Below are 26,707 nucleotides of genomic sequence, written 5' to 3' on the forward strand. Positions count from 1 at the left end.
GCGGGGTGGGTCGTTGTTTCGGGAGAGCGAACGTTCCGTGGCGGGGTGGGTCGTTGTTTCGGGAGAGCGAACGTTCCGTGGCGGGGTGGGTCGTTGTTTCGCGAGAACGAACGTTCTGTCGCGGTGCCGGTCGTTCTCGCGCGAGAGCGAACGTTGTGTCGTGACGCTGTTCGTTCCCTTGCGAGAACGAACGTTCTATCTTGCTGGTCTCGGCGGTCGACCCGCTCGCGGTCCATCCTCCGGGCGGACCACCGCCAAAATCTCCACGTGCGCCACCGCCAAAACTGCGATTGTGGTGATTTCGCTGCCCAAAACGAGACTTCGTCCGAGTTCGATGCCGAGCTCCGGGTCAATCGCTCGCTGAGGCGATGGGTTTGCCCGCGATCTTGGAGGATTTACCACCGCAAAAGAGATTTATTCTCGGCCACCTAATCCTTTTCGGTCAATCCCTTGCGGGAGCGACTCGCCCGCCCGAGATCTTGGAGGATTTACCACCGGAAACGGTGGTAAATCCTCCAAGATCGGCCAAGGTGGAGCTGGAAGGCGGACACTCGCGCGAGGAATTGACCGCGAGCGGGCCAGCAGTCGGGAAGAGGGCTCAAATAGGTGGTAAATCCGCCAAGATCTGTCTGGGTTGAGCTGGAGGTGGACATTTCGCGGGGGGAATTGGCCACGAGCGGGTCAGCGGCCAAGCAGGAGGCTCAAAACGGTAGTGAATCCTCCAAGATCTCGGCTGAGCGGATCACCCACGCGGGGCTGGTGCGAGAACGAACGTTCTTTCTCGCCGGCCTGCCACCGCGCCGGACGGGGCGGCCCAATCGGCGCGGTGGCAGGCTGGCGGGTATGAAGGTTCTCCTGCCCGGCACCATCGCCCTCGATCCGGAACTGCCCGCCGGGGTGGTGACCGCCGTGTACGACGTACATCAGCCCGTTCCCGAGGAACACACCGACGCCGAAGTCCTGGTGGTCTGGGGCAACTCGGCCGGCAACCTCACCGACGCGGCCGGCCGGCTCACCTCGCTGCGCTGGGTGCAGACCCTCGCGGCCGGACCCGACGCGGTGCTGGGGGCCGGTTTCGCCGACGACGTGGTGGTGACAGCGGGACTGGGGTTGCACGACCGTACCGTCGCGGAGCACACGCTCGGCCTGGTCCTGGCCGCCGCCCGCCGGCTGAACCTGCTGATCCGCGCCCAGATCGGCCACCGCTGGGCCGGCGAACTCGGCGGCGTCCAGCCGGTCCGCCCCACCGGTTCCTTCCGCACCCTGGGTGACGCGAATGTGGTGATCTGGGGCTTCGGTGGCATCGCCGCCCGGCTGGCCCCGCTGCTGGCCGCACTGGGCGCCAACGTGACAGGCGTGGCCCGAACCGCCGGCACCCGGCACGGCTTCCCGGTGGTGACCGAATCCGATCTCCCCGCCCGGCTCCCGTCCACCGACCTCCTGATCAACATCCTCCCGGCGACCCCGGAAACCGCCGGCATCGTCGGCGCCGAGGTGCTGGCGGCCCTGCCCGCTCATGCCTGGGTGATCAACGTGGGCCGTGGCGCCACCCTGGACGAGCACGCCCTGCTGTCCGCGATCCGCGAGGGCCGCCTGGCCGGCGCGGCCCTGGACGTCTTCGAGTCCGAACCGCTCCCGGCGACTTCACCCCTGTGGTCCGAACCGAACATCATCATCACCCCGCACGCGGCAGGCGGCCGGCCCGAGAACGCCGCCGTCCTGCTGTCCGAAAACCTTGCCGCGTACGCCGCCGGTACCCCTCTTCGCAACGTCATCGTCCGCTGACACGTCGATCCTGATAAGGGTTCAGTTCGCTTTCCTGCCGCGGGAAGGGCGCGGGAAAGGCAGGAATCGCGCAGAAATCGGTTACTGGAAGCCGGAAATCGCGAAACGGGAAGCCGGAAAACGCGAAACGGGGAGCCGGAAAGCGGGTGTGAGGGGAGCGGAACCCTCAGATCGATGGAGGAGAGACGGGCTGGCGGGGCGCGTTGGCGGTGCGTGCTGCGATCCGATTAACGGGTTTCATTCCCCGTTCCAGGATCTTGGTCGATCCGGTGGTGCATCGACCAGGATCCAGCGCGGCTTGTGGCGTACCGAATATGCCGGAAACGCGGCCTCGTGAGGTGGCGGGTGGTGTCTGGCCGCCCGGCTGGGGAACGCCGAAGCCCGTGACCGTGACTCCCGCGACGGCGCCCGCGATGAAGATGGCGACGGCGTGAGGGGACGGGCTTCGGCGGTGGTGGCCGGGGTCGAGCGGTGCGGGCGGTGACGGGGGGTTTTGCTGAAACGGCAACGTTGATTGCCGGATCGTGGAGGGGCGGGCACGGTGGGACGCATGCCGAAACGGGCAGCTTCTTGGAGGGAACGCTATGGAAGAGCAGACCTTTGACGTCGTCGTGATCGGTGGCGGGGCGGCGGGGCTCAGTGGGGCCCTCGCTCTGGTGCGGTCCCGGCGTTCGGTGCTGGTGGTGGACAGCGGGGAGCCCCGGAACGCGCCGGCCGCGCACATGCACAACTTCCTGGGACGCGACGGTACGCCGCCGGGGGATCTGCTGGTGGCGGGGCGGGACGAGGTGGCCGGGTACGGCGGGCGGTTCGTGGACGGGCGGGCCCGGAGCGCGGTCCGGGACGGGGCCGGGTTCGCGGTGACGCTCGACGACGGTGCGGTGGTGCGCGGGCGGCGGCTGCTGATTACCACGGGGCTGGTGGACGAGTTGCCGGAGATTCCGGGGCTGGCCGAGCGCTGGGGTACGGACGTGGCGCACTGCCCGTACTGCCATGGCTGGGAACTTCGTGACCAACGTCTCGGTGTGATCGCGGGCGGGCCGATGAGCGTGCACCAGGCGCAGATGTGGCGGCAGATCAGCCCGCACGTCGTGCTGCTGCTGAACGGTACTGCCGCACCGAGCCCGGAGCAGGCCGAAGAGCTGGCCGCGCGGGGGATCCCGATGGTGCCGGAGATCATCGAGCGGCTGGAGACGGACGGCGGAAAGGTGTCTGGTGTACGGCTAGCCGACGGCGGGGTTGTCGCGCTGGATGCGGTTGTGGTAGCGCCACGGTTCACCGCTCGGTCGGGGGTGGCCGAGTCACTGGGCCTGGAGCCGAGCCCGTTCGAGATGAACGGGTTCGCCGTGGGCAGCCGGATCCCGGCGAACGAGATGGGCGCGACCTCGGTCCCGGGTGTGTGGGTAGCCGGCAACGTCACCAACCTGGGCGCGACGGTGGTGGTGGCGGCGGCCGGCGGGCAGACCGCGGGCGCCGCGATCAACATGGATCTGATCGCCGAGGACACCCGGGAGGCGGTGGCCGGGTACCGGCACCGGATCGCCACCATGTTCGAGGAGGACGCCTGGGAGGAGCGCTACCGCGGCCGGGACCGGGTGTGGAGCGGCCGCCCGAATCCGGTGCTGGTGGCCGAGGCCGGTGACCTGCCGGCGGGCCGGGCGATGGATGTGGGCTGTGGTGAGGGCGCGGACGCGGTGTGGCTGGCGAAGCGCGGCTGGGAGGTGACCGCGGTGGACATCTCCACGGTGGCGCTGGGCCGGGCGGCGGGGCACGCGGCGGAGGCGGGTGTCGGGGAGCGGATCACGTTCCGGCACGCGGATCTGCGGTCGGAGCGTCCGGGTGAGGGGTTCGACCTGGTCAGCGCCCAGTTCATGCATCTGCCGCCGGATGCCCGCCGGGAGCTCTACACCCGGCTGGCGGGTGCGGTGGCGCCGGGCGGGACGCTGCTGGTGGCCGGGCATCACCCGTCGGATCTGGCGACCTCGGTGGGCCGGATGCACTTCCCGGACATGCTGTTCACGCCGGAGGAGATCGCCGGGCTGCTGGCGCCGGGGGAGTGGAAGGTGGTCACGGCGGAGGCCCGTCCGCGGGCGGCGACCGACCCGGAGGGCCGGGAGATCACCGTTCACGACGCGGTTCTGGTGGCCCGCCGGGAGTCCTGATTTGCGGGTCAACCGGGCAAATCGGCAACGTGGATGCGTCCTAGTTGCTGGAATGGGCTTATGCGGCCGAATGCTGAAGGACACGGCCGCCCGGGTGACGACGTCCGGGCGGCGCTGACGGCATGGCGCGACGGGATCGCCGAGCCCGATGGTGCCAACCGTCTCCTCAACCTGCCGCGCGGCGGGGCCGACCTGGTGGAGATCGTCGCCCCGGATCCGGCCGGGGTGGTGGAGGCGCTGCGCCACGGCCGGGACTGCACCCTCAGCGGGGCGGGCGGCCGCGGCGGCAACCGGGTGCTGCGCACCGACCTGCCGGACGGGGTGCTGCAGCCGCTGCTGCGGCGGATGCGCCGGCACGCCCAGCAGGAACAGGCCGACCGCGGGGTGGACGTGCTCCATCTCGCCGTCGGCCTGCTGCACTGGCAGGAGCCGGACGGCCGGTCCTGGTCCAGCCCGCTGCTGCTGATCCCGGTGGAGCTGGTCGCCCTCGGCCCGGGTGACCCGCCCCGGCTGCGGGCCGGCTCCGGCGACCCGATGGTCAACCCGGCGCTCACCACCCGGCTCGGCGCCCTCGGGGTGGTCCTGCCCGAGGCCGAGGACCTGGCCACGGTCGGGGTGGCCGACCTGACCGGCCGGATCGCGGCGGCGGTGGCCGGGCGGGACGGCTGGCGGACGGCGCCGAGCGCGGTGCTGGCCCGGTTCGACCCGGCGGCCGAGGCGACCCGGCGGGACCTGGCCGAGAACGAGGACCGGATCGTCGCGCACCCGGTGGTCCGGGCGCTGGCCGAGGCGGACGGCACCGCCGGGACGTTCGCGTTCGCGCCGGTCACCCCGGCCGAGATCGACGTGCTGGCGTCCCCGGACGACGTGCCGCTGGTGCTGGACGCCGACGCGGCGCAGCGGGCCTGTGTGGCGGCCGCCTGCGAGGGGCACAGCTTCGTCGTCGACGGCCCGCCCGGCACCGGTAAGTCACAGACCATCGCCAACATGATCGGCGCGCTGACGTACGCCGGCAAGACGGTCCTGTTCGTCTCGGAGAAGGCGTCCGCGCTGGACACCGCACAGCGCCGGCTGGCCGCCGCCGGACTGGGCAACTACCTGCTCGACCTGCATGGTTCCCGGGGGTCGCGACGGCAGGTGGCCGCGGCCCTGGCGTCGGCGCTGGAGGCGGTGCCGCTGCCCGCGCCGGGAATGGACGAGGCGGCCCGGGAGACGCTGCGCGAACGCCGGGAGCAGCTGAACGCGTACGCCATCGCGGTGCACGAACGCCGGGAGCCGCTGGCCCGCAGCCTGCACGACGTCATCGGCCGGTTCTCCGCCCTGGCCGCGGTGCCGGAGGCGCCCGCGCCGGCCTTCGTCGCCACCACCCTGACCGACGCCGCGCTGGACCGGATCCAGTCGGCCGCCGCGCGCCTGGCCCACGCCTGGCGGCCGGCCCTCGAACGCAGCGGGTTCCGGTGGCGGGAGGTCGCCGAACGGGAGCCGCTGTCCGAGGCCCTGGCCGAGGCCACCCTGGCGCTGGAGGACCTGGCCGGCACGGCCGCCGGGAACACGCCGGTGTCGGCCGCCTTCCACCTGCGGCTGCCGATCGACGCCGCGCAGCTGGGGGAGATCGCCGAGCACGCGGCGCAGCGGCCGGACGGGGTGGCCGACCAGTGGCTGACCGCGGGCAGCCTGCGCCCGGTCCGGCAGGCCGCCGAGGACCTGGCCGAGCGTCTGGAGGTGAGCCGCCGGGCCGCCGACGCGGTCCGCACCCGGGCCGGGGTGGCCTGGGAGACGCTGGCCGAACCGATGGAGATCGACACGCTGCCCGAGCCGCCGCGCCTGGACCCGCCGGCGGTCCAGCTCGGCCCGCTGACCGCCGACGAGGCGAAGAGCCTGGCCGGCCGGTTCGCCGCGGACGCCGACGAGATCGAGCACCAGCACCGCGAACTGGACCGGGCCACCGCCCGGCTGGGCCTGCCCGAGGTGATCACCTTCTCCGACGTCGAGCTGGTCAGCCTGATCACCGAGCTGGGGGCGCGGCCGGACAAGCCGGAGCCGGCCTGGTTCGCGCCCGGCGCCCAGTCCGCGGTGCACGCCGCCGCCGGAACCCTGCGGCTGCACGTCGAGGCGGTGCACACCGCCCGCGCCGCGGCCCGGGAGATCTTCACCGACGACGTGCTCACCGAACCCGTCGAGGAACTGGCCGAACGCTTCGCCACCGTGCACCGGGGCGCCCGCAAACTGCTGGCCCCGCACCGGCGCGACAAGGAGGCGGTGGCCGGGCTGGCCCAGCCGGACGTGACCGTCGACGAGGCGGTCGCCGAACTCGGCCTGGCCGTCGCCTGGCGCCGCGCCCACGAGGGCCTGGTCGCCGCGGAACGGCAGCACGCCGGACTGCTCGGCCGGTTCTGGCAGCGCCTCGACACCGACTTCCCGGCGATCGGCCGGGCCCTGCAGACCGCCACCGAGGTGTTGCGGGTGGCGCCGCCGGAGGCACTCGGGCAGGTCGTCGACTACGTCTGCGCCCGGCACGCCGACGACCCGCTGCACCGGGCGGTCACCGAGGCCCGGGACGTCTTCCGGCACTGGCGGTCCACCCTGCGCCCGGAACCCGAGGCGGCCGCCCGCCCCGACCTCGGCCACGGCCCGGTCCAGCACGCGATCGACTGGATGCGCGCGCAGGTCGGCCCGCTGCGCGACACCGCCGCCGTCCTGCGCGGCCTCGGTGACACCGTCGGCCGGGACCTCAACGTCGCCGAGGCGACCGGGGTGCTCGAGGTACGCCGGGACGTGATCGAGGCCGAGCGGGCGTTCCAGGCGGCCACCCAGTCGTACGAGATCACGCTCGGCCCGGTCTTCCAGGGCCGGAACACCGATCTGCGGGCGCTGGAGGACGCCATCGAGTGGACCGCGCACGCCCGCACACTGCGCACCGGCACCGACGCGGCACTCAACAGCGAGCAGGCGCAGGCGCTGGCGTCCGGCGGCCCGGCCCCGGACATGGCGCCGGTGATCGAGGCCTGGCAGACGGCCCGCCAGCGGGTGATCGACGCGTTCGGCCCGGCCCGGCAGGTCCGGCTGGCGACCAGCCTGGACCGCTACGAGACGGCCCGTGACCTGCTGCGCGACCTGCTCGACGACGAGCCGGGCCAGCAGGAGTGGTTCGACTACCTCCAGGCCCGGGGGGTGCTCGCCGAATACGGCCTGGACACCACCGTGGACTGGTGCGCCGATCACGGGATCGAGGTGGCCGAGCTGGGCGCGGTGCTGGAGCGGGCCGCGTACCGGGCCTGGATCGACGCGATCCTGGCCGAGGACGAACGATTGCAGCCGCTGGTGTCGGCGGCCCGTGACGAGCTGATCGCCGAGTTCCGCACGCTCGACGCCGAGTTGCTGCAGGACGCGGCCGGCACGGTGATCGAGGCCCTGAACTCGCGGCGCCCGATCGTCACCGACACCGGCGTACCGGCGCTGATCCGGGCCGAGGGACACAAACAGCAGGGCCATCTGCCGGTACGGGACCAGCTCGCCGCCGCCTGGGACACGGTGACCGCCCTCAAACCGTGCCTGCTGATGCCCCCCGCCGAGGTCAGCCGGCTGTTGCCGGGGCAGGCCGCGTTCGACGTCGTGGTGATCGACGAGGCGTCCCGGATGACCCCGGCCGCCGCTGCCGCCTGCGCCTACCGGGGCACCTCGCTGGTGATCGTCGGTGACGACGCGCAGCTGCCCCCGGCCGGGGATCAGCCGTCGGTGCTGGTGGTGGCGAACGACTGCGGCGCGTTCACCCGGCTGGCGCTGACCAACCACTACCGCAGCCGGCATCCGAGCCTGATCGCCTTCGCCAATCAGGCGTTCTACCAGGACCGGCTGGTCACCTTCCCGAGCGCCTACCCACCCGGCCCGGACCTCGGCGTGCGGCTGCACCCGGCCGCCCCGGCCGGCGAGGCGGGCCTGGTCGCCGAGCGGGTCCTGCACCATCTGACCACCCGCCCGGCGCTGTCGCTGGGGGTGGTGACCCTGACCTCCGCGCACGCCGACGAGATCGCCGCGGCGGTGGAGACCGCCCTGGCCGGCCGGCCCGACCTGGAGGGTTTCCTCGGCGACTTCGTGGTCGAGGGCGCCGACGCGGCCCAGGGCGACGAACGCGACGTGATCATCCTGTCCACCGGCGCCGACCTGGGCGCGGCCGGCGGGCCGACCGGGGCGCGGCGCCTCGACGTGGCGATCACCCGGGCCCGGCAGCTGGTCGAGGTGGTGTCCTCGATCAGCGCGGCCGGCCGGGACGAACCCGGCGGCGAGGGCGAGCGGCGGCTCGCCGCCTATCTGGAGTACGCCGAACGGGGCGGCCCGGCCGCGACACCGTCCCACCCCGGGGCCCTGGAGGAGTCGATCCTGGCGACCCTGACCGGCTGGGGATACGACGCCGCGCACCTGCCGATCGGGGTCGGGGTCCGGCACTCCGGCGCCTGGGTCCTCGGGGTGCGCTGCGACGGGACGCCCGGCCCGGCCACCGCCGCCCGGGACCGGGACCGGCTGCACGACCAGATCCTGCACGGGCTCGGCTGGCACCTGCACCGGGTGTGGAGTGTGTCCTGGTACACCAACCCGGAGACCGAGCGGAACCGGCTGCGGGTGGCCGTCGAGAACGCCCTGGCCGCCCCGGACGTCTTCGCCGACCTGCCGGACGAGTCGCTGAACAGCCGGCCGGCGCAACGGCCCGAGTGGGCGCTGCCGTACAAGAAGGCGGTCGTCGAGTCGCCGGACACCGGGCGGCTGGACGACGCGGCGGCCCGCGCCCTGCTGATCCACACGGTCGAGCACATCGCCGAGGTGGAGGGCCCGGTGCACGTGGCGGTGCTGACCCGGCGGATCCGGGAGGCGTGGGGGATCAACCGGCTCACCCCGCAGGCCAAGGCCGCGGTGGACGCGGCGATCAGCACGTCGCGGGCCGGGTTCGACGGCACCTTCGTCACCGCCGCCGAGGCGCCGATCCCCGCCGTCCGGGTGCCCGGCGACGGGGTGAACCGCAAACCCGAGCAGGTCAGCGAGGCCGAGCTGCAGCTCGCCCTGGAATACCTGGTGCTCGACGCCGGACTGGTCGAAGGCGACGACCTGGTGGCCGCGGCCGGGCGGCTGTTCGGGTGGAGCGGGAGCCGGGCCGGCGCGGCCCGGCTCGCCGCGATGCTCGACGACCTGGTGTCGGCGGGCCGGCTGATCGCCCACCGCAACGGGCTGATCGCCGCGCCGGAGACCGACCTGCTGGACCTGCCCGACCCGGCCACCCTGCCCCGCCGCCAGGCCGTCGACCTGCGGACCCGGGTCAATCTTTGAGGTACTCGTCGTGCGGGATTCCGGCCGCCCACAACGCGGTCCGGGCCCGCGCGCAGTGCCGGACGATCCCCGGATCGTCGGTGACCGCCCCGCCGGCGAACATGCCGTCCGCGGAGAACAGGGTGAACACCACCCGCCGGTCGTCGAACAGCCAGAAGTCGTCGGTCCCCACCGACAGCCCGGCGGTGGCGGTCCGGGGCAGCCAGCGGATGTCCTCACCGGCGTCCACGTTGTTGCCGGAGATGTGCAGCAGCCACCGGGTGTAGTCCAGGTGCGGCACCGGCACCACCCGCAGCCGCCGCACACTGCGCCCGGCGTCGGTCACCTCCCGCACCAGGTCCAGCCAGGGCCGCTGCCAGGCCGCGTCGTCCGGTTCACCGTCCAGGAACCGCTGGAACGGGGACGCCTCCTCCGGGGTGCGGTAGAAGTCCCGCACCTCCAGATGGAACGCGGTCCGCTCGAACACCCGGAACAACTCGTCGAATGCCGTACCCCGCAGTAACCGCATGTCCACACCTTGACCACAGTGGATGCCGAAGGTCCACCCGGCGGAGCCGATCACGCAGTCCGAGGAAAACTCCCGTTCAGCCGTTGCGCCGGTCAGTGGATCTGCACACCGGAGACGGCACGGGCGATGACCAGGCGCTGGATCTCCGACGTACCCTCGAAAATGGTGTAGATCTTGGCGTCCCGGAACATCCGCTCCACCGGGTGCTCCCGCAGATAACCCGCGCCACCCAGGATCTGCACCGCCTTCTCGGTGACCGCCACCGCCACCTCACCGGCCTTCAGCTTCGACATCGACCCCTCACCGGCGGTGAACGGCCGGTCGTTGCGGCCCATCCACGCCGCCCGCCACACCAGCAGCCGCGCCGCGTCGATCTCGGTACGCATGTCGGCCAGCGCGAACGCCACCGCCTGATGCTCGATGATCGGCCGGCCGAACTGGACCCGGGTCTTCGCGTACTCCAGGGCGTACTCGTAGGCGGCCCGCGCGATGCCCAGCGCCTGCGCGCCCACCGCCGGACGGGACAGCTCGAACGTGCGCATCGCCGCCTGACCGGACCGCCGCTGTCCCTCCCGGGCCCGGGCCAGCCGCTGATCCAGCGCCTCCTTACCACCCAGAAGACAACTTCCCGGCAGCCGTACGCCGTCCAGGAACACGTCGGCGGTATGTGACGCCCGCAGCCCCAGCTTCTTCAGCTTCCGGGTCGACGCCAGCCCCGCGGTGCCCGGCGGCACCACGAACGCGGCCTGCCCGCGCGACCCCAGCGACGGGTCCACACTGGCGGTGACCACGTGCACGTTCGCGATCCCGCCGTTGGTGGCGTACGCCTTCTGCCCGGTCAGCACCCACTCTCCGGTCGCCTCCTGGAACACCGCCCGGGTACGCATCGCCGCCACGTCCGAACCGGCCTCCGGCTCGGTGCTGCAGAACGCCCCCACCTTCGGGTCCGTGGCGTCGCCGAAGCACTGCGGGATCCACTCGGCCATCTGCTCCGGGGTGCCCGAGCCGTAGATCGACGCCACCGCCAGCGAGGTGCCGGAGAGTGCCATCCCGATCCCGCCGTCACCCCAGAACAGCTCCTCGTTGGCGATCGGCAGACTCAGCCCGGTCCCGTCCGACCAGGTGTTCGCGAGGAATTCGAAGCCGTACAGCCCGATCTTGGCGGCCTCCTGGAGGATCGGCCACGGCGTCGCTTCGCGCTCGTCCCACTCCGCGGCGGCCGGCCGGATCACCGAGGCGGCGAAGCCGTGCACCCAGTCGCGCAGTTCGCGCTGTTCGTCGTTGAGATCGAGCCAGAACTCCACGTCGGCGGCTCCTCCGGCAGCAGGTCAACTCGCCGGTAACCTATCGGGCGCCCGCCCGGTATGACAACGGTCGTCGATGTCCCGGTTCAGGGGTTCGCGCATACGCCACCGTGGCGCCCGGCCCGTCGCCGGCCTCGACGACGGCGACCGTGTCAGGCCCCCAGCAGGCTCTGGCCGCAGACCCGGACCACGTTGCCGTTGACGGTGGCCGACCCGGGCGAGGCGAGCCAGGCGACGGTCTCGGCCACGTCGACCGGCAGTCCGCCCTGGGACATGCTGTTCAGCCGGCGGCCGGCCTCGCGCAGGCCGAGCGGCATCCGGGCGGTCATCGCGGTCTCGATGAAGCCGGGCGCCACCGCGTTGACGGTGATCCCCCGCCCGGCCAGCACCGGCGCGTACGCCTGCACCATGCCGATCACCCCGGCCTTGCTGGTGGCGTAGTTGGTCTGGCCCCGGTTCCCGGCGATGCCGGCGATCGAGGCGACTCCGACGATCCGGCCGCCGGACGGGATCAGTTCGCGGTCCAGCAGCAGTTCGTTGACGCGTTCCGGCGCGGTCAGGTTGACGCCGATCACCGAGTCCCAGCGGTCCGCCGACATCCGGGCGATGGTCTTGTCCCGGGTGATGCCGGCGTTGTGCACGACGATGTCGACGCCACCGCGCGGGCCGGCCGCCAGATATCCGGCCAGCCGTTTCGGCGCGTCGGCGCCGGTCAGGTCGAGTTGCAGGGCCCGGCCGCGGGTCTCGTTGGCGACGTCGGCGAGCGCGTCGCCGGCGGCCGGCACGTCCAGGGCGATCACTTCGGCGCCGTCGCGGGCCAGCACCCGGGCGATGGCCGCGCCGATGCCCCGGGCGGCGCCGGTGACCAGCGCCAGCTTGCCGTCGAGTGGGCGGTCCCAGTCGGCCGGGGCGGGCGCGTCCCCGGCGGCGACCCGGATCACCTGCCCGGAGACGTAGGCGGACCGGCCGCTGAGCAGGAACCGCAGCGTGGACGCGACGGCCGCCTCACCGCCGGGCGCCACGTGGACCAGCTGGGCGGTGGTGCCGTGGCCGAACTCCTTGCCGATGCTGCGGGTCAGCCCTTCCAGGCTCCGCTGCGCGGTCGCCTCCCGCGGCGACGCGGTGGTCTCCGGAGGTGTGCCGAGCACGATCACCCGGCCCGAGGTCTGGAGCTTGCGGGCGTACGGGTGGAAGAAGTCGTACACGGCCCGCAGCCCGGCCGAGTCGGTGATGCCGGTGGCGTCCAGAATGAGCGCGCTCACCCGTACCCCGTCGGGCAGTTGATCGGCGGTTTCCACCCCGGCCTCGGCCAGCAGCTTGCCGACCGGGCCGGCCAGCCGCCCGCCCGGTGTGGTGCCGACCAGCACCGGGGCGCTGACCAGCGGATCTCCGGCGTGGTGGCGGCGCAGCCGGGGCGGATCAGGCAGCCCGAGGCGCTTGACCATGGTCCGGCCGAGACCGGAGTTGGCGAAGTTCGCGTACCTGTCAGCCATGCGGGTAGCCTACCGGTGAGTAACCGCAGGATGCCGATGTGGAGGACAGCCGTGCCGAACGTACGCCGGGTAGCCGTGCTGGGTGGGAACCGGATCCCGTTCGCCCGCTCCAACAGCCGCTACGCCGAGGCGTCGAACCAGGACATGCTGACCGCCGCACTGGACGGCCTGATCGCCCGGTTCGGGCTGGCCGGCGAGCGGCTCGGCGAGGTGGCCGCCGGTGCCGTGCTCAAACACTCCCGCGACTTCAATCTGACCCGTGAGGTCGTCCTCGGTTCCCGGCTCGACCCGCGCACCCCGGCGTACGACGTCCAGCAGGCCTGCGGCACCGGCCTGGAAGCGGCCATCCTGGTCGCCGACAAGATCGCGCTGGGCCGGATCGACGCCGGGGTGGCCGGCGGCGTCGACACCACCTCGGACGCCCCGCTGCAGCTCAACGAGCACATGCGCCGGGCCCTGCTGGAGCTCGCCCGGGCCCGCACCCTCGGCGCCCGGTTGAAGGCCGCCGCCAAGCTGCGCCCGCAGCACGCGCTCAAACCGGAGCTGCCGCGCAACGCCGAGCCCCGCACCGGACTGTCGATGGGCGAGCACGCCGCGATCACCGCCCGGCACTGGGAGATCACCCGGGAGGCCCAGGACGAACTGGCGCTCACCTCCCATCAGCGTCTCGCGGCGGCGTACGACAACGGGTTCTTCGATGATCTCCTCACCCCCTATCTGGGGCTGACCCGCGATCAGAACCTGCGCGCCGACACCAGTCTGGAGAAGCTTTCCCAGCTCAAGCCGGTGTACGGCCGGGACGGCGCCACCATGACCGCCGGCAACTCCACCCCGCTCACCGACGGCGCCTCCACCGTCCTGCTCGCCTCCGAGGAGTGGGCGGCCGCCCGTTCGCTGCCCGTGCTGGCCTGGTTCACCGACTCGGAGACCGCCGCCGTCGACTACGTGCACGGCGACGAGGGCCTGCTGATGGCCCCCGCCTACGCGGTGCCCCGGCTGCTGGCCCGTAACGGCCTGACGTTGCGGGACTTCGACTTCTACGAGATCCACGAGGCGTTCGCCTCCCAGGTGCTGTCCACCCTGGCCGCGTGGGAGTCCCCGGAGTTCTGCAAGAGCCGGCTGGGCCTGGACGCCCCGCTGGGCCCGATCGACCGGACGAAGCTGAACGTCAACGGCTCCTCCCTGGCCGCCGGCCACCCGTTCGCCGCCACCGGCGGCCGCATCGTCGCCTCGCTGGCCAAACAGCTGGCCGGGAAGGGCGCCGGCCGAGGCCTGATCAGCATCTGCGCCGCCGGCGGCCAGGGCGTCGTCGCCATCCTGGAACGCTGACCTCCCGCCCGGCCCGGCACGATCACCGCGAACGGCGATCACCCAGGCTGAGGTACGGGGGAGGCGTCGGCCGGACACGAACGAGCCGCCACCCACGGGGTGTGGGGTGGCGGCTCGTTGACGGGTCAGCCGATCGTGACGTTGAAGATGGGGTTGGCGGCCAGTGTGCGGAAGGCGGTCAGGCTGTTCGGGGTGCTGTCGATGCTGATGTCGCGGTTGCCCTGGTCGTCGTGTTCGGTGTCGAAGTGCACGATGGCCTTGATGGCGGGGCGCTTGGCGAGTTCGGGCAGGACGCTCTGGTAGACGGCGGATTTGTCGGTGGTCTTGCCGATGCGGTGGTAGCCGCCCCACTCGGCGATCATCAGCGGTTTGCCGGCGTGCTTGGTGACGGCCCAGTCGTAGAAGCCGGGGCCGCCGCCTTTGGGCTTGCGGTCGAGCAGGTCGGCGAATTTGCCGTGGTGGTAGTAGCCCTTCTCGACGGAGACGTAGGAGTCCAGGCCGATCCAGTCGACGACGTCGTCGCCGGGGTAGAGGTCGGCCCACCACTGCTGGGCCATCCACTTCTCGTTGCCCATGTAGGCGAGCACGTTGACGACGTTGCCGGCGCCCTGGGCGCGCAGGCGCTGGATGGTGTGGCGGTACATGGCGGCGAAGTCCTTCGCCCGCATGCCGGAGTTCTGGGCGGCCTTGACGTCGTTCTCGGGTTCGTGGTTGAGCACGAGGAAGACGTTCTTGCCGTAGGCCTTGATCCTTTTGGCGAAGGCGTCGATGCGGGTGTCGTGCTTGCCGGCGGCGACGGCGGCCCAGGTGGAGCCGTAGGCGATCTTCCAGTTCAGCAGCAGGACGCGGGGTTTGGCCGTGTCCTGGGTCATCGCGATTTCGGCCTTGGTCGGGAAGACCTCGTCGCCCTTGTGGTAGGTGTGGAAGATGGTCGCGGTCCGGCCGGACAGCTTCTCCCAGTTGCGGTGTTCGAGGTCACGGGGCTTGCGGGTGAACCCACCGGCCGCGCCGCCCCACAGCACGCCACACGACGGCACGAGCTTGGCGTCGGTCACGCAGCTGGTCGTGGTCTTGGCGGCCGGAGCGGCCTGGGCGGCGGAACCGGCCGGCAGAGCGGCACCGGCACCGGCGATGACGGCGGCAGAGCTGTCAGCAACATCGGCAGCTTGGCACGTCGCAAGAAATGTTCTCCCCCGTTTGTCCGGCGTATGTCGGCCGGGCATGGGAAAGAGATTCCAGGTCGGCGGGTGCCGGGCCGGTGCCCGAACCGGTGCCGCCCGGTTGCGGGATTCCCCGGCTGCCCGACCCGGTTGATCGGCACCCCGAGAGCCGACTGAAGGAAACCGGCAGGATCACCACCAGGGCCGCGGCCAGCACCGCTCCACGGCCGAACGCCGGCATCCTCGCCTTTGACATGGACCGACGGTATGAAGCGGCGGTCCGCGCCGTCTCCGCCCCGTGGTGACCTCTTCGGACGGTCTGCGGGAGGAGTCCTCCCACCACGGCCGCGAACTCTTAACTTTATTTATGGATTTCGATAGGCTGCACGCCGTTCCCCCACCGTGACGAGAGGCCATCCCCCATGCGCAGACGCACCCTGTTCGTCGCCGGCCTGTCCACCGTCGCCACCATCGGCGCCGGCACGGGCACCGCGTCGGCGGCAGCCCTCGATCCGGCTCTGCCGCCGGGCGGCAACTTCGACCTGGCGGTCTGGTCACTCCAACTGCCGATCGGATCGCCGGGCAGCCCGGAGACCATCTCCCCGGCGCGACTCAAAGCCGGCTACACCAATCCGTCCTATTTCTGGACCGACAAGAACGACGGGTCCATGACGTTCTGGGCGCCGGAGAAAGGCGTCACCACCCCGAATTCCAAGTACGCACGGTCCGAGCTGCGGGAGATGAACGCCGACGGCAGCGCGGCGAACTGGGCCCTGGCCGGTGACCACACCCTCAGCGCCCAGCTGCGGATCGTGTCGGTGACCAAGAACGTTGCCGTCGGCCAGGTCAAACTCGGCACCGGTGGTCCGTCGACGAAGCCGCTCGCCGAGCTGTACTACCGCCCGAACGGTGAGATCTATCTCGGCACCCAGAACTCCCCGGACGCCAGCGGCCAGACCCTGCACAAGGTGGGCACGGTCGCGCTCGGCACCCGGTGGACATACGTGATCAACGTGACCGGCAACCGGATCAACCTGACGATCAACGGTACGCGTACCACGTACACCATTCCGTCGGCCTTCAATCCTTATCGTCAATATTTCAAGGCCGGCTCGTACAACCAGTCGTCTTCGGAGAGCACCACCAACGGTGCCAAGGTGAAGTTCTACGCCCTCACCGTCCGTCACTCATAGCGGCGGGCCATGGCCAGGGCCTCGGCCAGGAGCCGCCAGACCGGCTGCTCCGGCCAGGTCTCGCGGTCCTGGAGGGAGGCGGCCAGCGCGTCGAGGAACATCTCCAGGACCGGGTTCTCCCAGTCGTCCGGGCGCAGCCGCAGGTCCTCGATCATCGACTCGACGAACCGGGCCGCGTCCAGTCTGGTCACCACCTGCTCGGGCTCGCGCATACCGCCATGGAACCGGTCCGGGCGGCGTGATCGCCAGCTTCCGGCGTGATCGCCAGCCCCGGCAACCGTTCTCCGACGGTCCCGCACCGGTTCTGCCATCATCGCGGCCCGGCAGCCAACCGAAGTCGAAGGTGCACGCACTCACCACGACTCGAAAGGGCCTGCCTGTGCGCCAGCCTCGCCGCCGCCTCGCCGTAACCGCTCTCCTCACCCCGATCGCCGCTCTCGGCGCCACCATGATGATCGCGAGCCCGGCCGAGGCGGTCACGGCGCAGCCCGCCCCGTCACGGCCCGGTTCCTGGACGCCCGACATGTCGCAAAAGCCCGGATCGCGCGTTCCCGGATCGTCGCAGGCTCCCGGCACGTGGCTGCCCGGATCGTCGCAGGCTCCCGGCACGTGGCTGCCCGGATCGTCGCAGGTCCCCGGCACGTGGTCGCCCGGATCGTCGCAGGTCCCCGGCACGTGGTCGCCCGGATCGTCGCAGCAGCCCGGATCGTGGTTGCCGGGCCTGTTGCCGCCCGGCCTTTTCAACCCGCTTCCTTCGTGGCCCACTCCGGCCCTGCCCACCACGCCCACGCCAGCGCCGTCCACGTCCGGGCCCGCCAAGCCGGTGCCCGCGCCGACGAAGTCCACACCGGTCACGTCCGCGCCCACGACACCGGCCAAACCGCTGCCCACCTCGCCCGCGACGTCGGTGCCCAGCAAGCCCACACCCACCAAGCCCGCTCCCACCAAGCCCGCTCCGACAACACCCGCGCCCTCTACACCCGCGCCTACCAAGCCCACACCCTCTAAGCCCGTTCCCACCAAGTCCGCGCCTACGCCGGCACCGACCGGGAGCACGCCGGCCAAGTCAGCTGAGCAGACGCTGGAAGCCGAGGTCAGCCGGCTGATCAACGAACAGCGCACCGCGAACGGCTGCGCCGCGCTGACTCTCGACGACAAGCTCACCGCTGCCGCCCGTGGCCACAGCGCCTGGATGGCCCGGACCGGCACGCTCTCGCACACCGGCGATGGTGGATCCACATTCGTCACCCGGGCCAAGGCCGCCGGTTACGCCCAGCCGTCCGCCGAGAACATCGCGATGGGATACCGCTCTACCAAGGAGGTGGTCGATGGCTGGATGAACAGTTCCGGTCACCGCACCAACATCCTGAACTGCCGTTCCACCACGGCCGGTGTCGGCGTGGCCTTCACCGCGGACGGTACCCCGTACTACACACAGGTCTTCGGCTACTGAGGTTTCGGTCACGGAGGTCTTCGGCTGCTGAGATCTTCGGTCACTGAGCGTCCGGATGATAGGTGACCTGTCCGAAGCCGGGACCGGCTTCCCGTCCGATCGGCCCGTCGGTCCACCCGATGGGCCCGAACGGCCACCGGTCCCGGCTAAGCGCTCTCCGACCAACCCCGGATACCTAGGCTGACCTGGACAAACACGTTCCAGAAGCACGGGGGAGATCATGCACGCAGCACGTATCGGTGTCGTTTTCACCGGTCTGGTCGCCGGCCTTCTCGCCGCGCCGGCGGCGGGGATGGCGGCGCCCGACACCACCGCCGGCCTCGCGGGAGCGGTTGCCGACCGCACAGCGGGTGCTGTCAACGCGAGCACCGCGGGTGCCGTCAACGTGAGCACCGCGGGTGCTGTCAACGCGAGCACCGCGGGTGCCGTCAACGCGAGCACCGCGGGTGCCGTCGATGCCAGCGTCTCGGGTGCCCTCGACGCCACCACGGCGGGCGTCGCCGGCAGCAGGAAAGCGGTCGCGGTCGCCGGCGGCTCGGTCGCCGGGATCCGCGAATCGGTCACCGAGATCCGTGAGCCGGAACCCCGGCCGGATCTGTCCGGCGTTCGGATCAAGGCACCGAACCGGCCCGAGATCTACCTCATCGACCCGGAGGGCTACCGCCGCTGGATTCCCAACCCGGCGACGTTCGACGCGCTCTTCCGCAACTGGGAGGGCGTCATCACCGACATCAACACTGTCAAGATCCCGCAGCGGTCCGCAATCGACGAGGACGCCGTCCTGGCCAAGTCGAAGAACTCACCGCGCGTCTACCTGATCAGTAACGGACAGAAGCGGTGGGTGGTGTCCCCGGCCGTGTTCGACCGGAACTGGTTCGCCTGGGACAAGATCCGCGAGTTCCCGGAACCGGTCCTCAACGCGATCCCGACCGGCTCCGACTGGTCGTGATACCCACGTCGTAACACCTAGATCGTCATGCCTTGGTCGTCATACCTCGGTCGTCATGCCGACGCCCCACCCTCACTCCGAGGGTGGGGCATCCCTCAGGCGTCCTCGGCCTCATCCCGCGGTCTCATACCGTCAGACCGCTGACGCAGGTCGAGTAGCCGTCGTGCCACATCGATCCGATCGTTCAGGATCGTCAGGGCTGACTCGTTGACGTTTCGCAGGAGCCGATCCAGCTCGTCCTGGCCGGTCTGGTCCATCGTCGGCCTCCTTCCCCGCCGATTCGAGCATCAGACGGATCAGTTTGCGGCGACCGTGGCGGAGATTGGATCGTACGGTGGCGGTGTTCTGCCCGGTGATCCGCGCGATCTCCAGCGGCTCGAATCCGTCCGTCGCCAGCGCGAGCACCTCACGCTGAGCCGCCGGTAGCGTGCGCAGCCACGCGAGGACCATGGTCGTGTCGCCGTCGAACGGCGTCAGCGACCGCTCGGGTTGCCGTGCCGTCGCGCGGACCTCGGCCTCACGACGCCGGGCGGTTCGATTCTTGACCCGGCAGATCTGACCACGAACGGCGGTCCGGGCGTACGCGTACGGCGCCTCGATCTCATCCCAGTGACGCAGAACCGTTCCCATCACATCCTGGGTGATGTCCTCGGCTTCTTCCGGGGATGACGCCCCGATCCGGATCGCATACCAGGTCAGGGCCCGGAAGTCGGCCAGGTAGTAGGCGTCGAACGTGGCTGGTTTCTCGAACGGCAGGCCCACGGTGCACTCCTCGGGTTCGGCGGTGATCGGCCCATCGCTCGTTCTCCTCAGGTAGGTGGTACCGGGGTGGTGCTTCCGCCGCTCGGCGTCCGTTTGCCGCCGGATGCCGATCGATCGGTCCTTCTTCCCTCCAGCGGTGCGATGCCTCTTTCGCTGTTGCCCTAAAGGTGCGTGCTGGGAGTGCCGCGTGCAATCGACCGCGGAGATTTCCGTCAGAGCCTGCGGAAGACGACCACCGCGACCACCACGGCCGCCGTCATAGCGGTCACCGCCATGGAGCCCGACGCGAGATAGGCCCCGGGTACGACGGCCGCGGCGAGCTCGGCCACCCGGTCGGCGCCGGTATGACGACCGGAACCACCACCGGCATCACGACCGGAACCGCCTCCGGCATCACGGTCGGAACCGCCACCGGCATCACGACCGGAACCGCCTCCGGCATCACGGTCGGAACCGCGATCGGCATGAGAACCGGTGTCCTTCGGCATGGCGGACCCCTCTGTGTCTGGCGGGAGCGGACCGGATGTGGACCGCTTCGCCTCAGAGGTGCGGCTTCCCGGCTGAGCGTGCAGGTCCTCCGTGCGGCACAATGCCAGCGGGAGAAACCGCAGGCTGACGGGGGTACGAGATGGTCGAGAGCTCGTCCGGGGACGCGGTGCGGTTCTCGATTCTCGGGCCGGTTCGGGCGTACCGGGGCGATGATCCGATCGATGTCGGACCCCGTAACCAGCAGGCGGTTCTCGGGCTTCTGCTGCTACGGGCGGGGCAACCCGTACCGGTGCCGGAGATCGTCCGGGCGCTCTGGAACGGTGACCCACCGGCGAATGGTGACGACATCGTCCTGAGGTATATCGGGGCACTGCGCCGCGTGTTGGACCCGGGTCGGACGTCGCTGATCGCGTTCACGAACGGTGGATATGTGCTGCGTGCCGAGGCCGGTGCCGTCGACACCGGGATGTTCCGGGCCGCGCTGGAACGTGCCCGTGGGGAGTTCCGCACCGGCAACGTGGAGGCGGGCACCGGGGAGGTTCGGCGGGCGCTCGGGCTCTGGCGGGACGAGCCGCTGGCCGGGCTGACCGGACCGGTCTTCGATTCCGCCCGCAACCGCCTCGCCGCGGAACACGCCACTGCCTCGGAACTGCTGAAACAGCCCGCGCCACCCCCTCGCCCGGAACAAGGTCCGGCCCCGGCCAGGCAGGCACCAGCACCAGCACCAGCACCAGCACCAGCACCAGCGGAATCCAAGCCACGGGCGGAGCCAGTACCACGACGGTCTGATCCAGCACCGACCAGAATCGAGCCCGCACGCCCGCAGGTGGAGACACCGCCGACCAGAATCGAGCCCGCACGCCCACGGGCGGAGACACCGCCGACCAGAATCGAACCGTCGCCGGCGAGAACCGAGCCCGCGAGAACTGAGCCCGCGAGAGGCGAGCCCCCGAGAGGCGAGCCCGCGCCGACCCGGGTCGAACCCGCGCCGACGAGAATCGAACCTGCTCATACCCGGGCCGAACCGGCCCCGACGAGGCTTCAACCACCTCATACCCAGGTCGAACCCGCCAGGACCATGCCGATGACGGCCTCACCGGCGAAGACCCGGATCATCCGTCCCGACGAGCCGGATCATCCCGAGCCAGTCGACCCGTGGGAGGGCCATGACCTGTTCCCGCCCGACCCCTTGCGGTAGGAAGAGCGGCGGGCGGCATCTGCCGACATGCCACAGGACGCCGGGAGGCGGGCGTAACCGGCGAAAGCAGCCGGTCGAACGGGTGAAGCAGCAGGTGGAACCGGCGGGGACTGCGCTCAACTACCGCCGCGGACGACGGGGACGCGGCCGTGGGCGACGGCAGGTGCGGTGGCCGCGCAACCGGTCGTGGCTGCGGGCGGAGAACACCCGCCATGCCAGCCACATGCGGAAACGCGGGGTGCAGCCGGAGTCTCGGTCGGTTTCCGGGGCCCGGCACACGGCGATCAGCATGCCGTTCCGGTCGGTACCGCGCGCCGGCTGCGGGTCACCGTCAGAGCGTGATCGACCGTACGGAAAATGGGGAATGCCGTGTTCAACCGCATCGTCCGGAGCACCGCCTGGAGGAACGTCGACGCCCCGGCGAGCACCAGCTCACCCCGGCGCCGCTGCACGGTATTACGACCACGGACCAATGCGCCGACGCCGATCGAGTCGACCGTACCGGCGTCGGTAAGGTCGACGACGACGATCAGGCGGGCCGCGGCGGCCTCCTCGAGGACGGACCAGAGCTCGACGGCGGCGTCCAGGTCGATGTCACCGGTGACGGTGACGATCGCGGCGGTGGCGTCCAGCCGCAGCGAGATCCGGTCGTCGCCGGTGGGCCGCTGGCGGGGGCCGACCGGGAAGGCGACGATGTCGGCCGCGCAGGCGGGGCAGTGGTGCGGGCCGCGGGCGAACGCCGTACCGGTCCAGCCGCTCGTCGCCATCGCCACGTAGACGACCTCGGCATCGTGCATGCCGCAGCCGTCGGACGCGGTGCTGGTGCCGCACCCGTCGCAGATCAGTCGTACGCCCGTGCCGTGCCCGGCCGAAACAGCAGTCATCCGTCCACTCCTCACTGTCGACACGAGCTTCGCCGACCGATTTGACTGTGACTCCGCAGATATATGACAGACAGGTGACAGTGCGGTGGGTTCGGGAATGTCGCACGACTGTCATCGGAACGCCCGGAGACCGTCGTACACGCCGAGCAGAGTGATCAACGAGCTGAACACTCCGCGTCCGGTCGTGGCAGGCCGCACCAGCCTGCCACGCCCGGGCGCACCTAATCCGGCTCATCCCAGCGGATAACATCGCGGACGTGACCGTCTACGACATCGCCGCGCGACTTCCCGGCATCGATGTCCTCCGCCGGCGGTGCCAGGCCCTGGCGCTCCTCGACGCGATCATCGACGCCGACTACTACACCTTCGGCACCTGGGGTGACGGCGAGGTGGCCGCGATGCGTGACGGCAGCGGCGAGGAGTTCGACATCGTCTTCCGGTCCGGCGGCGTCTTCATCCGGGGCGTCTACCACGAGTCGCCGATGCTCACTCATACCGAGGGACGACTGTGGCCCAACCTGCTGACCGGGCTGCCGGAGCAGTTCCGGGCCGAGGTGGACGAACCCGCCTTCAACCGGCCGGGCGGCGGCCTGGACGCGACCTTCGTACTGTGGCGTCGGACCGGGGACGACAGGTGGCACGCGGGCGAGGGCATCGACTTCTCCCCCGCTGACGACGACGAGGTGAACCCGGACGGATCGTGGTTGCTGAACGTGCTGCTCGACGACATCACCGAGAAGTACGCCGAGTGCGCCGAGGAGGTCTTCGAGGTCACCCTGCCGCCCGCCGCGATCCGGCACATCGTGGAGCACCGACCGTGGGATGACGCCGTCGTCGACATGCTCAACCCCAAGGCGGACCACCATCGGGTACGGGCCACAGCCACTGAGATCGGCTATCCCCCGGCCACACGGCGGTGAATACTGTCCACCTTGACTCCTACCCCGTGTCCGGGAACGCTCGTCGGGGTGGATCCGGAGCGGCTGCACGTCCTGCTGGTCGGCATCGACGCCTATGACGGGGGCGGTTCGCTGCGTGGATGTGTCAACGACGTCGACGCGATCCAGGGCATCCTGCTCGACCGGCTCGGCGTGCCGGCGGAGCGGATCACCCGGCTGGTCAGCCCACGGTCGGGGGTGACTCACGACAACCGGATCCCGGGCCGCCCGGCCACCCTGGCGGCCATCACCGCCGAGTTGGACCGGCTCGCCGGTGACGCGGTGTCCCCCGGCGACCGGGTGTTCATCCACTGGTCCGGGCACGGCACCCGGCTCGTACTGGAGGATGACGAGGGCCACCGGTTCGCCCGGGAGGCGCTGCTGCCGAAGGACCGCCGGGCCGGCCGAGAACTGCGTTTCCTGGCCGACTGGCAGCTCAACGCCGCCCTGAGGCGAATCGCGGCCCGCTGCCAGTCCGTGACGGTCGTCCTGGACTGTTGCGCAGCCGCCGGAGCAACCCGGGAGGCCGAAGCCGGCGAGGCCGTCCGCCGGGACGAGACCACCGGGACCGTCTGGGAGGATGACGCCGGCGAGGCCGTCCGCCCCGACGAGACCACCGGGACCGCCCGGAAGGATGACGCCGGCCAGGCCGTCCGGGTAGGGAGGACTGAGGCCGTCCGGTTCCTGCCGACCGACGAGATCGTGCCCCTGCCCCGCACTGCGGACACCGGGACCGCCCGGGGACTGACCGCCCGGGTCGGCGACGTTCAGATCGTGGCCGCCTGCCGGGCCGATCAGCGCGCCACCGAGGGCGCCTCCGCGGGACCGGTGATGGGCCACCTCACCCGGGCGATCCTCGACCAGCTCCGGGATCTCGACCCGGCGGTGCTGGAACGGCTGCGGTGGGGTGACATCTGGCGGCAGGTCGAAGCCGCCGTCCAGGATCTCGACCCGCGCCAATGGCCGTGGCTGTCCGGTGGATTCGGCCGGGCGGTGTTCGGCGGTGATCCCGGCGGCCACGGTGACATCGGTTTCGCCGTCCGCCCGCTCGGTGACGAGCGCTTCGAACTGAACGCGGGCACCCTGGCCGGGGTCTCCGAGGGCGCCCGGATCGCCGTCTACGGCCCGGATCCGGCCACTTTCCCGCCACTGGGCAGCCGCGAGCACATCGTCGGCGAGTTGCTGGTCGTCTCAGCCGAGCCGGCCCGCTGCACCACGACCCCGCTGGCCCCACTGAGCCTGCCCGCGGCAGCGCGCGGCCGCTTGGTCGCGCCCGGCACCGAAGCCCGGCTGACGGTAGCCTTGCTGAACCCCGTACCCAGGTCGGATTCGTCTGTGCTTCCTGGGTTTGATGGAACGTCATTCGCTGGGCCGGTGCTCGCCGAGTTGCGGGCGTCGCCCTTTCTGCGGGTCGCCGATCGGCGACAGCGTGCTGATGTCGAAGTGTCGCTACAGGGTGAGCACTGGATCGTCACCGACGGGGTGCACCCGGGACTTCCGGCGGTGCCGTACCGGAATGCCGGAGAACTGTGTGCGCTCCTGGAGCACTACCACCACTACAGCGCACCGTTCCGGCTGGCTCGCGGCTGCCGTGACCTGCCCGGCCTGCTGCGGATCTCGGTTCTGGACTGTCCACGGCCCCTGGACCCGGCGGTGGCTCAGAGCGCGGCACTGCCCGAGGTGGGCGGCACCGATCGGCACCGCTACCAGGTGACGGCCGGAACCGGAGTGGTGCTCGCGGTGCACAACGACTCCGGCTTCGGCCTGCACGTCACCCTGCTGGACGCGGCGGCCAGTGGACGGGTGGCCGTACTCGGAACCGCGCACCTCCCACCCCGGGCCCGCGAGCGGTTCTGGCTCGGTGACCTGCTGGGGCGGCCGTTCCAGGCGAACCTGCCATCCGGCGTACCGCTGGGGGTGGATCGGCTCGTCGCCGTCGGGACCACCGCGCCCGGTGTCGATCTCGGGCATCTGCGGCTGACCACCGGGTTCGCCGAGGCGGTCCGGGGTATGAGCCGCGGCCGGGCGCCGGCTCCCGACGCCGCGCCGGTCGAGCGGTACACGTCGACGACCACAGACCTATGGATCACATCCTGACGGGGAGGATCACCATGGACCGACTGATCACCTGTACGCCACGCCGGTTGCCGCCGCGGCTCCGGGTCAAGGCGGCGGTACACGCGGTCGACATGTATGCCGCGAACCTGCCCGCCGGAATCAGCATCGACGACCTGACCAGCGGCGATCGAAGCGGTGATGACGACGCGGCCCGACTGTCGATCATGGTGGACAAATGGTGGGGCGGGAGCGTCGATCTGACCGTCGGGTTCCTGGACGGCCCGTCCCGCGAACTACGCGACCGGATCCTGCTGCACATGAACGCCTGGGGACGTGACGCCGCGGTGCGCTTCCACGAGGCGGACACCGATCCGGTGGTACGCGTCGCCCGGCTCACCGAGAACGACGCGCCGGGCTTCGGGGGCTTCTGGTCGTACGAGGGAACCGATGTCTCCCTCATTCCCGGGGATGAGCCGACGTTGAACCTGGAGGGGTTCACGATGCGCACCCCGGAGAGCGAATTCCACCGGGTGGTACGCCACGAGGCCGGTCATACGCTGGGCTTCCCGCACGAGCACCTGCGCGGCGCGTTGATCGCCCGGCTCGACCCGGAGAAGGTGATCGCCGCGTACATGCGCTCGCAGGGGTGGTCCGAGCAGGAGGTCGTGGACCAGATCCTGACACCGCTGGAGGAGTCGTCGATCTTCGGCACCACGATCACCGACCAGACATCGATCATGTGCTACCAGATCGACGGCGACCTCACCCTCGACGGCACCCCGATCCTCGGCGGCCTCGACATCAACGAACTCGACCACAGTTTCGCCGCCCAGGTGTACCCCAGGCTCTGAGTGTTGGTCGATGTCGAAGCGACTGGAGGTTGACGGTGGGGCGGACCACGGATGGCACCGGACGCCGGCCATCCGTGGTGTGGGCGACGGCGCCCCTGGTTCGGTGGCGAGCGGATCCTCGGCGACCGTATATACCGGAGGATGACGGTCCACCCGTCCGTCAGTAACCCTATGTGGTGGGATGGACGGCGCTCGTACGCTACCGCGCGGCGATCCGGCGGTATGAGAGGACCGGCGACGCCTCGGCTCTGGATCGGGCCATCGACATCTTGGAGACAGCGCCGGTACTAATACCGTGGTCCTTAACACCGTGGTCTCCCATGCCAGGGTCTGTCATGTCAGGGTCTGTCATGCCGGGGTCTGTCATGCCAGGGTCTGTCATACCGTGGCCAGGGTCTGTCATACCGTGGGAGCGGCGGCGGGCCACCGTGTTGCAGTGCCTGGGCCGGGCGTACGGAATCCGGTTCGACCTCACTGGCGACCCTGCCGACCTGGCTGCCAATACCCGTCACACGGTCGGGGCTTTCCTGCTCACCCCGGCCGGGACAACCCGGCATGTGACACGTCTGTGCGACCTGGGGATGACATACCTACGGCGCTTCCAGCGATTCGGCGACCCGTCAGATCTGGACCTGGCGGCCGACAGCCTGGAGTACGCCCTACGGATGATGCCGAAGTATGACCACCGACGGGCCGCCTGCCTTGCCGGCATGAATGTCGTTCTCGCCGAGAGATTCGTCCTGGCCGGCGACACCACCGGAAGTCCTTAACGCTCATCCCCACCTGGCGACACCAGCGGCGAACTCTCGCAGCGGCACCCCGGCGACCGGCGAGCAATCGGCAAGCGAGCAGCCGGGAGACCGGTTACCGGGAAC

20 protein-coding genes are annotated in these 26,707 nt (G+C 70.9%); 12 read left to right on the forward strand and 8 right to left on the reverse strand.

All coding sequences use genetic code 11. The features are described from left to right. Window positions 1-843: 843 nt before the first annotated feature. The 3 genes from ACQ0O7_RS21945 (at window position 844) to ACQ0O7_RS21955 (ending at window position 9,263) form a co-directional block, all read left to right on the forward strand. Window positions 844-1,785 (forward strand): phosphoglycerate dehydrogenase, encoded by a 942-nt coding sequence (locus tag ACQ0O7_RS21945; RefSeq protein ID WP_430784027.1) that lies wholly within the window; start codon window positions 844-846, stop codon window positions 1,783-1,785. Window positions 1,786-2,369: 584 nt separating this feature from the next. Continuing rightward, window positions 2,370-3,947 (forward strand): FAD-dependent oxidoreductase, encoded by a 1,578-nt coding sequence (locus tag ACQ0O7_RS21950; RefSeq protein ID WP_430784028.1) that lies wholly within the window; start codon window positions 2,370-2,372, stop codon window positions 3,945-3,947. A 60-nt stretch (window positions 3,948-4,007) separates the two neighbouring features. Next, window positions 4,008-9,263: a DUF3320 domain-containing protein gene (locus ACQ0O7_RS21955; RefSeq protein ID WP_430784029.1), complete on the forward strand. Its 5,256-nt coding sequence runs from the start codon at window positions 4,008-4,010 to the stop codon at window positions 9,261-9,263. Here the strand turns inward: ACQ0O7_RS21955 and ACQ0O7_RS21960 are convergent. The 3 genes from ACQ0O7_RS21960 to ACQ0O7_RS21970 all read right to left on the reverse strand — a co-directional run bounded on the left by ACQ0O7_RS21960 (window position 9,253) and on the right by ACQ0O7_RS21970 (window position 12,568). Further along, window positions 9,253-9,771 carry a DUF6879 family protein gene (locus ACQ0O7_RS21960; protein ID WP_430784030.1) on the reverse strand — a complete coding sequence of 173 codons (519 nt, stop codon included), beginning with the start codon at window positions 9,769-9,771 and terminating at the stop codon, window positions 9,253-9,255. The genes ACQ0O7_RS21955 and ACQ0O7_RS21960 overlap by 11 nt on opposite strands. A 92-nt stretch (window positions 9,772-9,863) precedes the next feature. Continuing rightward, complete coding sequence (locus tag ACQ0O7_RS21965) at window positions 9,864-11,075, reverse strand: acyl-CoA dehydrogenase family protein (RefSeq protein WP_430784031.1); 1,212 nt, start codon at window positions 11,073-11,075, stop codon at window positions 9,864-9,866. 152 nt (window positions 11,076-11,227) lie between these two features. Further along, the gene (locus ACQ0O7_RS21970; protein WP_430784032.1) at window positions 11,228-12,568 is read right to left on the reverse strand and encodes a 3-oxoacyl-ACP reductase; all 1,341 of its coding nucleotides are present in this window, start codon (window positions 12,566-12,568) and stop codon (window positions 11,228-11,230) included. A gap of 51 nt (window positions 12,569-12,619) precedes the next feature. On the opposite strand from ACQ0O7_RS21970, the gene ACQ0O7_RS21975 reads away from it, so the two are divergent. Then, entirely contained in the window at window positions 12,620-13,897 is a 1,278-nt protein-coding gene (locus ACQ0O7_RS21975; RefSeq protein WP_430784033.1) for an acetyl-CoA C-acetyltransferase, read from the forward strand. A 125-nt stretch (window positions 13,898-14,022) separates the two neighbouring features. Here the strand turns inward: ACQ0O7_RS21975 and ACQ0O7_RS21980 are convergent, their stop codons facing one another. Beyond that, the gene (locus ACQ0O7_RS21980) at window positions 14,023-14,952 is read right to left on the reverse strand and encodes a glycoside hydrolase family 26 protein (RefSeq protein WP_430784034.1); all 930 of its coding nucleotides are present in this window, start codon (window positions 14,950-14,952) and stop codon (window positions 14,023-14,025) included. Window positions 14,953-15,479: 527 nt separating this feature from the next. Between ACQ0O7_RS21980 and ACQ0O7_RS21985 the strand changes: the two genes are divergently transcribed. Beyond that, window positions 15,480-16,250 (forward strand): polysaccharide lyase family 7 protein, encoded by a 771-nt coding sequence (locus tag ACQ0O7_RS21985; protein ID WP_430784035.1) that lies wholly within the window; start codon window positions 15,480-15,482, stop codon window positions 16,248-16,250. Here the strand turns inward: ACQ0O7_RS21985 and ACQ0O7_RS21990 are convergent. Next, the gene (locus ACQ0O7_RS21990) at window positions 16,241-16,462 is read right to left on the reverse strand and encodes a DUF7660 family protein (protein WP_430784036.1); all 222 of its coding nucleotides are present in this window, start codon (window positions 16,460-16,462) and stop codon (window positions 16,241-16,243) included. The two genes, ACQ0O7_RS21985 and ACQ0O7_RS21990, sit on opposite strands and share 10 nt — an antisense overlap. A gap of 167 nt (window positions 16,463-16,629) precedes the next feature. Between ACQ0O7_RS21990 and ACQ0O7_RS21995 the strand changes: the two genes are divergently transcribed. Together ACQ0O7_RS21995 and ACQ0O7_RS22000 are read left to right on the forward strand one after the other, a co-directional pair. After that, on the forward strand, window positions 16,630-17,703 hold the full coding sequence (locus ACQ0O7_RS21995) for a CAP domain-containing protein (RefSeq protein ID WP_430784037.1): 1,074 nt from the start codon (window positions 16,630-16,632) through the stop codon (window positions 17,701-17,703). Window positions 17,704-17,923: 220 nt separating this feature from the next. Then, entirely contained in the window at window positions 17,924-18,652 is a 729-nt protein-coding gene (locus ACQ0O7_RS22000) for a hypothetical protein (RefSeq protein ID WP_430784038.1), read from the forward strand. Between the two features lie 132 nt (window positions 18,653-18,784). Here the strand turns inward: ACQ0O7_RS22000 and ACQ0O7_RS22005 are convergent, their stop codons facing one another. Both ACQ0O7_RS22005 and ACQ0O7_RS22010 read right to left on the reverse strand, forming a co-directional pair. Continuing rightward, entirely contained in the window at window positions 18,785-19,414 is a 630-nt protein-coding gene (locus ACQ0O7_RS22005) for an RNA polymerase sigma factor (RefSeq protein ID WP_430784039.1), read from the reverse strand. A gap of 212 nt (window positions 19,415-19,626) precedes the next feature. Beyond that, the gene (locus ACQ0O7_RS22010) at window positions 19,627-19,902 is read right to left on the reverse strand and encodes a hypothetical protein (RefSeq protein ID WP_430784040.1); all 276 of its coding nucleotides are present in this window, start codon (window positions 19,900-19,902) and stop codon (window positions 19,627-19,629) included. 467 nt (window positions 19,903-20,369) lie between these two features. On the opposite strand from ACQ0O7_RS22010, the gene ACQ0O7_RS22015 reads away from it, so the two are divergent. Then, the gene (locus tag ACQ0O7_RS22015; protein WP_430784244.1) at window positions 20,370-21,101 is read left to right on the forward strand and encodes a hypothetical protein; all 732 of its coding nucleotides are present in this window, start codon (window positions 20,370-20,372) and stop codon (window positions 21,099-21,101) included. Between the two features lie 284 nt (window positions 21,102-21,385). Here ACQ0O7_RS22015 and ACQ0O7_RS22020 read toward each other — a convergent pair whose 3' ends face one another. Continuing rightward, a complete protein-coding gene (locus ACQ0O7_RS22020) occupies window positions 21,386-21,985 on the reverse strand; it encodes an STAS domain-containing protein (protein ID WP_430784041.1) in 600 nt (199 codons plus the stop codon). 257 nt (window positions 21,986-22,242) lie between these two features. Between ACQ0O7_RS22020 and ACQ0O7_RS22025 the strand changes: the two genes are divergently transcribed. The 4 genes from ACQ0O7_RS22025 to ACQ0O7_RS22040 all read left to right on the forward strand — a co-directional run bounded on the left by ACQ0O7_RS22025 (window position 22,243) and on the right by ACQ0O7_RS22040 (window position 26,602). Next, the gene (locus tag ACQ0O7_RS22025; protein WP_430784042.1) at window positions 22,243-22,905 is read left to right on the forward strand and encodes a hypothetical protein; all 663 of its coding nucleotides are present in this window, start codon (window positions 22,243-22,245) and stop codon (window positions 22,903-22,905) included. A gap of 48 nt (window positions 22,906-22,953) precedes the next feature. Further along, the gene (locus ACQ0O7_RS22030; protein WP_430784043.1) at window positions 22,954-25,020 is read left to right on the forward strand and encodes a caspase family protein; all 2,067 of its coding nucleotides are present in this window, start codon (window positions 22,954-22,956) and stop codon (window positions 25,018-25,020) included. Between the two features lie 14 nt (window positions 25,021-25,034). Next, on the forward strand, window positions 25,035-25,832 hold the full coding sequence (locus tag ACQ0O7_RS22035) for a hypothetical protein (protein WP_430784044.1): 798 nt from the start codon (window positions 25,035-25,037) through the stop codon (window positions 25,830-25,832). A 581-nt stretch (window positions 25,833-26,413) separates the two neighbouring features. After that, window positions 26,414-26,602 (forward strand): hypothetical protein, encoded by a 189-nt coding sequence (locus ACQ0O7_RS22040; RefSeq protein ID WP_430784045.1) that lies wholly within the window; start codon window positions 26,414-26,416, stop codon window positions 26,600-26,602. The last annotated feature ends 105 nt before the right edge of the window (window positions 26,603-26,707 follow it).

This window comes from Actinoplanes sp. G11-F43, from assembly GCF_050589265.1.
In the GTDB taxonomy this organism is placed as follows: domain Bacteria; phylum Actinomycetota; class Actinomycetes; order Mycobacteriales; family Micromonosporaceae; genus Actinoplanes.